General features: G+C 72.9%; 5 protein-coding genes and 1 pseudogene. 2 read left to right on the plus strand and 4 right to left on the minus strand.

The features are described from left to right. Positions 1-133: 133 nt before the first annotated feature. The 3 genes from ACIDOCELLA78_RS000000101290 to ACIDOCELLA78_RS000000101300 all read right to left on the minus strand — a co-directional run bounded on the left by ACIDOCELLA78_RS000000101290 (position 134) and on the right by ACIDOCELLA78_RS000000101300 (position 2,655). Positions 134-724 (minus strand): carbonic anhydrase, encoded by a 591-nt coding sequence (locus ACIDOCELLA78_RS000000101290; RefSeq protein ID WP_201728049.1) that lies wholly within the window; start codon positions 722-724, stop codon positions 134-136. A gap of 147 nt (positions 725-871) precedes the next feature. After that, a complete protein-coding gene (locus ACIDOCELLA78_RS000000101295) occupies positions 872-1,540 on the minus strand; it encodes a DapH/DapD/GlmU-related protein (protein ID WP_283770814.1) in 669 nt (222 codons plus the stop codon). Then, entirely contained in the window at positions 1,537-2,655 is a 1,119-nt protein-coding gene (locus ACIDOCELLA78_RS000000101300; RefSeq protein WP_201728050.1) for a DegT/DnrJ/EryC1/StrS family aminotransferase, read from the minus strand. The genes ACIDOCELLA78_RS000000101295 and ACIDOCELLA78_RS000000101300 overlap by 4 nt, the downstream gene beginning before the upstream one ends. Before the next feature lie 51 nt (positions 2,656-2,706). On the opposite strand from ACIDOCELLA78_RS000000101300, the gene ACIDOCELLA78_RS000000101305 reads away from it, so the two are divergent. Continuing rightward, positions 2,707-3,828, plus strand: coding sequence for a glycosyltransferase family A protein (locus ACIDOCELLA78_RS000000101305; protein ID WP_201728051.1), 1,122 nt, complete (start codon positions 2,707-2,709; stop codon positions 3,826-3,828). 114 nt (positions 3,829-3,942) lie between these two features. Here ACIDOCELLA78_RS000000101305 and ACIDOCELLA78_RS000000101310 read toward each other — a convergent pair whose 3' ends face one another. Further along, positions 3,943-5,709, minus strand: coding sequence for a DEAD/DEAH box helicase (locus tag ACIDOCELLA78_RS000000101310; RefSeq protein ID WP_201728052.1), 1,767 nt, complete (start codon positions 5,707-5,709; stop codon positions 3,943-3,945). 267 nt (positions 5,710-5,976) lie between these two features. On the opposite strand from ACIDOCELLA78_RS000000101310, the pseudogene ACIDOCELLA78_RS000000101315 reads away from it, so the two are divergent. Next, positions 5,977-6,335: pseudogene (locus ACIDOCELLA78_RS000000101315) on the plus strand (type III polyketide synthase); the annotation flags it as partial.

Below are 6,335 nucleotides of genomic sequence, written 5' to 3' on the forward strand. Positions count from 1 at the left end.
ATATGCGCGGGGGGAGACAGTCCCCGCCGCCCTTCAGGGGCGGCGGGGGTGACGCGGAACGGGCGTCAGCGATTCAGGCGTCAGCGATTCTGGCGTCAGCGGTTCAGGCGTCAGCGGTTCAGGCGTCAGCGGTTCAGGCGGGGCGGCCGGCCGCGGTGGCGGCGGCGACCTCGTTGAGCTTGCCGGTGCGGACGTCGAAGATGTAGCCGTGAATGGCGATGTTGGCGGGGACCAGCGGATGCGCACGGATGTGCCGGACGTCCTGCACCACGCTGTCCTCCTGGTTGCGGATCGAGAGCCACTTGATGAAGTGGCCGTCGGCGCAGCCGCCGCCGTGATGGGGGTTGGACCAGGTCATGCTGGCCGGATCGAGGCTGGCGGTGTTCAGGTTGTCCTCCAGCAGTTCGGCCATGCGCTGGTCGGTGAAGGTTTCCATGCCGCAATCGGTGTGGTGGATGACGAACCATTCGGTGGTGCCGAGCAGCTTGTGCGAGATGACGAGGGAGCGGATGGCATCGTCGGTCGCGCGGCCGCCGGCATTGCGGATGACATGGGCGTCGCCCTCGGCGAGGCCGGCATAGCGGGCGGGGTCGAGCCGCGCATCCATGCAGGTGAGGATGGCGAAGTGGCGCGCCGGGGGCATCGGCAGGTCGGCCTTCGCGCCGAAGCTGGCGGCATAGTCGGCATTGGCGGCGAGGATTTCGGTGACGGTCTTCGAGGTCATTGAGCTGCTTTCGGGTGTGGGTGGCGGGTCCGCTGGTTGCCGCGCCGTAACGTTGCGGCGGCGCGGCCGGGAAATATGGCGCCGGACGCGGAAGTCAACCGCCGGGGGTGCTGCGGGTTGGTTCAGCCGCGGTTGCGGCGGGTTGGTTCAGCCGCCATTGCGGCGGGCGAGTTCGCGCAGCGGGCGCGCCGGGTTGCCCATGACCCGCGCGCCGGGCGGCACCGACTTGGTGACCACCGAGCCGGCGGCGATGAAGGCGCCATCGCCGATCCGCAGCGGCCGCGACGCGCTGCCGTGGACGATGCTGGTGCCCATGCCGATGAAGACGTCGCTGCCGATCTCGACCCAGCCGGCGATGCGCGAGGAGCAGATGGTGGTGAAATCGCCGATCGAGGTGTCGTGGCCGATGAAGCTCAGCGGCTGGAGCTGGACGTGCCGGCCGAGCCGGACGCCGGGGCCGACATAGCAGCCGCCGCCGATGAAGCTGCCCTCGCCGGCCACGAGGTCGCGGGCGAGGGAGGGCCAGGTGCCGATCAGCCAGGCGAACTGCCCGCCGGCGGCCTCGATCCGCGCCACCAGGCGGCGGCGGTGCGCCGGGTTGCCGATGGTGACGTTCAGCGGCACGTCGCGGTAGGCGCGCCGCCAGGTCTCGAAATCGATGACGGGCACGCCGCCGATGCTGTCGGGCCGGGTGTGCGGCGAGTCGTCGATATAGGCGATGATCCGCAGGTCGCGCTCGGCGAGGATCTGCTCGATCTCCTCGCGCACCGAGACGGCGTGGCCGGTGGCGCCGTAGAGAATGACGGGATGACTCATTGCGCGCCCCGCGCGGCGAGGGCGCGCAGGATTCGCGCGATGTCGGACGCGGCGATGTCCTCGGCGACGGGCAGGCCGATGATCCGCGCGGCGAGACGCTCGGTCTCGGGCAGGGGGGCGGCGCCGCGGGCGCGGAAATAGGCCTCGGCCTGCACGCCGAGACCATACCAGCGCCTTGTCTCGATGCCGGCGCGGGCGAGGGATTCCGATGCGGCCGCGGCATCGGCGCCGCTGTCGGCCCGGAACAGGGCGTAGCAGGAGGCGATGGCGGGCGGCAGGAGCAGGTGATCGGCCAGGCCGTGGGCGGCGGCGGCCTTGCGGTAGCGCGCGGCGACCCGCCGGCGCGCGGCGATCCGCCGGTCGAGCCCGTCGAGCCAGGCGAGGCCGATCGCGGCGTGGTATTCGCTGAGCTTGCCGTTGAACCCGGCGGCGCGGCTCTCGCGGGTGTAGACCATGCCGAAATTCATCGCCTGCGCGGCGCGCACCAGCCCGTCGCGATCGGCCCAGAGCACGGCGCCGCCCTCGCCGGTGCTGAAGGATTTGGTGGCGTGGAAGCTGAGCGCCACCGGCACCGCGCCCACGGCCTCGCCGGGCGCGGCCAGCAGCGCCTCGAACGAGGCGGCGGCGTCGATCACCACCTTGATGCCGGTGCGCGCCTGGAAGGCGGACCAGTCGCGTTGCAGCGGCATTTCACCGAAAGGGGCCACCGGCAGCACGAGGCCGAGGCGGGAGGTGGGCAGGTCCGGCGGCAGGTCGTCCGGCCGCAGCCGCCAGCTCCCGGGCGCGAGATCGCAGAAGAGCGGCTCGTAGCCGGCGGCCATGGCGGCGAAGGCGGTCGCCACGAAGGTGTAGCCGGGGATCAGCGCCAGGGTGCGGCGGCCGCGCGGACGGCCGGCATGGGCGAGGATCGCCGCTTGCAGCGCGGCGGTGCCGGAGGCGGCGGTCACCAGCGTGTCAGCCCGCCCGGCCAGCAGCACGGCCAGCCGCGCCTCGAGCTGTTCGGCCAGCGGCCCGCGATTGGTGTAGACCCGGCGGGAGTCGAGTTGCGCGAGATAGGGCAGGATCGACTGGACCGGGGGCAGGAGCGGCCTGTAAACAGGCAGAGTGGTTTTCAAAATGCGTCCCTGTTTTCAATACAATCGTTTTGTCAAAAATGGTCACATTCAATGTATAAGGTTTTCGTATCCTCCCGCAATCGTCCGCTGTATCTCTGGGCCTGTCTCGACAGCCTCCATCGGCTGACCCGCAGCGCCGCCGCGATCACGCTGATCGATTCCGCCTCCGACGACATGCAGGTGCGCGAGGTGGTGCGCGGCTTCGAGCGGCGCGGCCTGTTCCGCGAGATCGTCTGGCTGCCGGCCAACGAGATCGGCGCCGTGATCCGCGAGATCGCATCGCGGCTGACGCAGGAGGACGAGCTGTTCGGTTTCATCGAGGCCGACACCGTCATCCTGCCGGGCGCGTTCGATTGCTGGCTCGCCCACATGACCGGGCTGATGCACGACGATCCGGGCTTGGCGATGCTCGGCTCCCTCGTCGATCCCGGGGATTTCGTCGACCCCGTGCAGGCGCTGCGGCTGGAGCCGGGCCGCCCGCCCCACGATGTCGGCGACATGATCTATTACGGCGATCCGGGACGGCAGGATCACCGGCCGGACACGCCGGAGCAGCTCGTGTTCTCGCCGCACAACCCTTCCGGCCGGCTGCTGGTGCTGCGCCGGGAGGCGATTCTGCAGGCCGGCCATGCCAGCGATTCGGACCTGCACGACAATCTGCGCGCGCTCGGCTACCGCACCGGGATCAGCACCCGGGTGCGGCACCGCCATCTCTCGCTGCTGAACATCTTCGACTATCCGCGCTATGACATGACGGCGCGGCACGAATACATGCGCGGTGCGACCTATCGCGGGCAGGCGGAGGCGCGCGGCTTCTCGCGCGAGGCGCAGTCGTGGACGCGGGAGCCGGACATTCATCTGCTGACGCCGCAGGGGCGGATCGAGCCCGAGCGGGACGGGCCGTGGCACCGGTTCAGCCTGGCGGAGGCCGGCGGGCCGGCCTGGCTGATGTCGCGGCGGGGGTTCGCGCTCGGCACCGCCGACCAGCGGCCGCTCGGCATCGCCATCGACCGGCTGCTGGTCGATGGCGAGGACATGCTGCGCAGCACGGCGCTGGCGGCGGGCTGGTACGCGCCGGAGGAGGGGTGGCGCTGGACCGCCGGGCGGGCGGAGCTGCCGCCGGCGCGGGAGGTGGCGCTGCGGCTGACCGGGGTGGTCGATTACGAGGCCTGAGCGGCGCCGGCCGCGCCCAGGTCAGGCACGTGAGTCAGGCGCCCGGTTTCGCGCGCGGCTTCGCGCCCGGTCTGGTCCCTGGTTTGGCATGCGGTTTGGCCCCAGCCTTGCCTGCTACCTTGCCCGCCACCTTGCCCGGCGATTTGCCCCGCGGTTGGTCCCACCGTCCGGTGGCGGGCGTGCCATCGGCGTCGGGTTTGGCGCGGGTTTGCCGCCCGGCTTGAAGCCGCTCCGGCCGGCGGGGCGGAAGCCGGGCCGCGCCGGCGGGCGGGCGGCCTGCGGCGCGGGGGCGGCGTCGGCCGGCTCGATCGCGAGGTCGGGGCTGGCGCCGGCATCGAGTGCTGCGGCGAAGGTGCCCGCGCAGTCGGCCGCGATCTCGAACCTTGTTTCGCGATCGAAGATGCGGATCGCGCCGATGTCGCGCCGGGTCAGCCCGCCGATCCGGCAGAGCAGGGGCAGCAGCCATTTCGGGTCGGCCCGGCCGTGGCGGCCGATCGCGGCGCGGAACCAGACCATCTCCCGCCCGTCGCGCGGATTGTCGTGCCGGTCGCGGGCGGGGCGCGGGGCCTCGGCCGGCTGCGCGGTGATGTCCTCCGGCGCCGGCAGGCGGGCGCGGTAGAGCCGGATCAGCGCCGCCGCCACGGCGAGCGGCGGATGGGCGGCGAGCAGCTCGCCGGCGAGGGCGATGTCGTCATCGAGCGGGGGTTCGGTGAGCAGCGGGTCGGCGAGCAGGCGGGCCTGGTCGCCGGCGCGGATCGCCTCGGCCGAGGGCGGGTCGTCCCACACCGCCTCGATGCCGGCCGAGGCCAGCAATGCGGCGGCCCGGCGCCGCCGCGCCGGCGGCACCAGCAGCAGGCACAGCCCCTTGCGCCCGGCGCGGCCGGTGCGGCCGCTGCGGTGCAGCAGCGTCGCCTTGTCGGTCGGCAGGTCGGCATGGATGACGAGATCGAGATTCGGCAAATCGAGCCCGCGGGCGGCGACGTCGGTCGCGATGCAGACCCGGGCGCGGCCGTCGCGCAGGGATTGCAGCGCCGCGTTGCGCTCGTTCTGGCTCAGCTCGCCGGACAGGGCGACGGCGGCGAAGCCGCGCTCCTGCAGGCGGCCGAACAGGCGGCGCACCGCCTCGCGCGTGGCGCAGAAGACGAGGCAGGGGCCGCTGTCGTGATGGCGCAGCAGGTTGACCAGCCCGTGCTCGACCTCGTCGGCGGCGATGCGGATGCCGCGATATTCGATGTCGGCGTGCGGCTGGTTGCGGACCAGCGTGTCGATCCTGAGCGCGTCGCGCTGGTATTGCCGGGCGAGGGCGGCGATTTCGCGGGCGATGGTGGCCGAGAACAGCAGGGTGCGGCGCTCGGCCGGGGCGGCGCCGAGAATCGCGTCCAGCTCCTCGCGGAAGCCGAGATCGAGCATTTCGTCCGCCTCGTCGAGCACCGCGACGCGCAGCGCCGACAGGTCGAGCGCGCGGCGGGTGAGATGGTCCTGCAGGCGGCCGGGCGTGCCGACGACGATGTGGCAGCCGGCGGCGAGGGCGCGCTGCTCGCGCCGCGGGTCCATCCCGCCGACGCAGGCGACGACGCGGGCGCCGGCATGGGCGTAGAGCCAGGACAGCTCGGCATGGACCTGGAGCGCCAGCTCCCGGGTGGGGGCGATCACCAGGGCGAGCGGGGCGGCGGCCTGGGGCAGGTGGTCGTCGTCGAGGATCGTGGCGGCGAAGGCGAGGCCGTAGGCGACGGTCTTGCCGGAGCCGGTCTGCGCCGAGACCAGCAGGTCGCGCGACTCGGCCTCGGGTTCCAGCACGGCGCTCTGCACCGCGGTGGGTTCGGCATAGCCACGCTCGGCGAGGGCCTGAAGCAGGGCGGGGGTCTCGATGTAAAAGGGCATGGCGGCTCATAGGGCATCGGGGCGGCGGATGAAACATCCGGGCGGGCAGGGATGCCCTGCGCCGCGAACGCGGCGCGGAAGGCGGGGCGCCGCGAACGCGGCGCGGAAGGCGGGGCGCCGCGAACGCGGCGCGGAAGGCGGGGTGCCGCGAACGCGGCGCGGAAGGCGGGGTGCCGCGAACGCGGCGCGGAAGGCGGGGTGCCGCGAACGCGGCGCGGAAGGCGGGGTGCCGCGAACGCGGCGCGGAAAGCGGCTTGCCGGTGGCGGATGGCGGCACATCTAGCAGGGATGGGCGAGGCGTTCATCAACCGGATCGGCATCGCGGTGCCGGCGCATGACATTCACCGCGACTTCACCGCCTATGCGGCGGGGCGGCTGGAACCGCGGGCGGCGGCGCTGTTCGCCCGCATGGCGGGGCGCGCCGGGATCGGGCATCGGCACTCGGTGCTGGCGCCGGGCGCGCTCGCCGAAGGCGGGGCGGACGCGCAGGAGTTCTACCGCCCCGGCGCCTTTCCCGACACCGCGGCGCGGATGGCGATGTTCGAGCGCGAGGCCGCGCCGCTGGCGCTGCGGGCGGTCGCGGACGCCGCGATCGACCCCGCCGCGATCACGCATCTGATCGTCGC

The sequence above is a fragment of the Acidocella sp. C78 genome, from assembly GCF_907164655.1.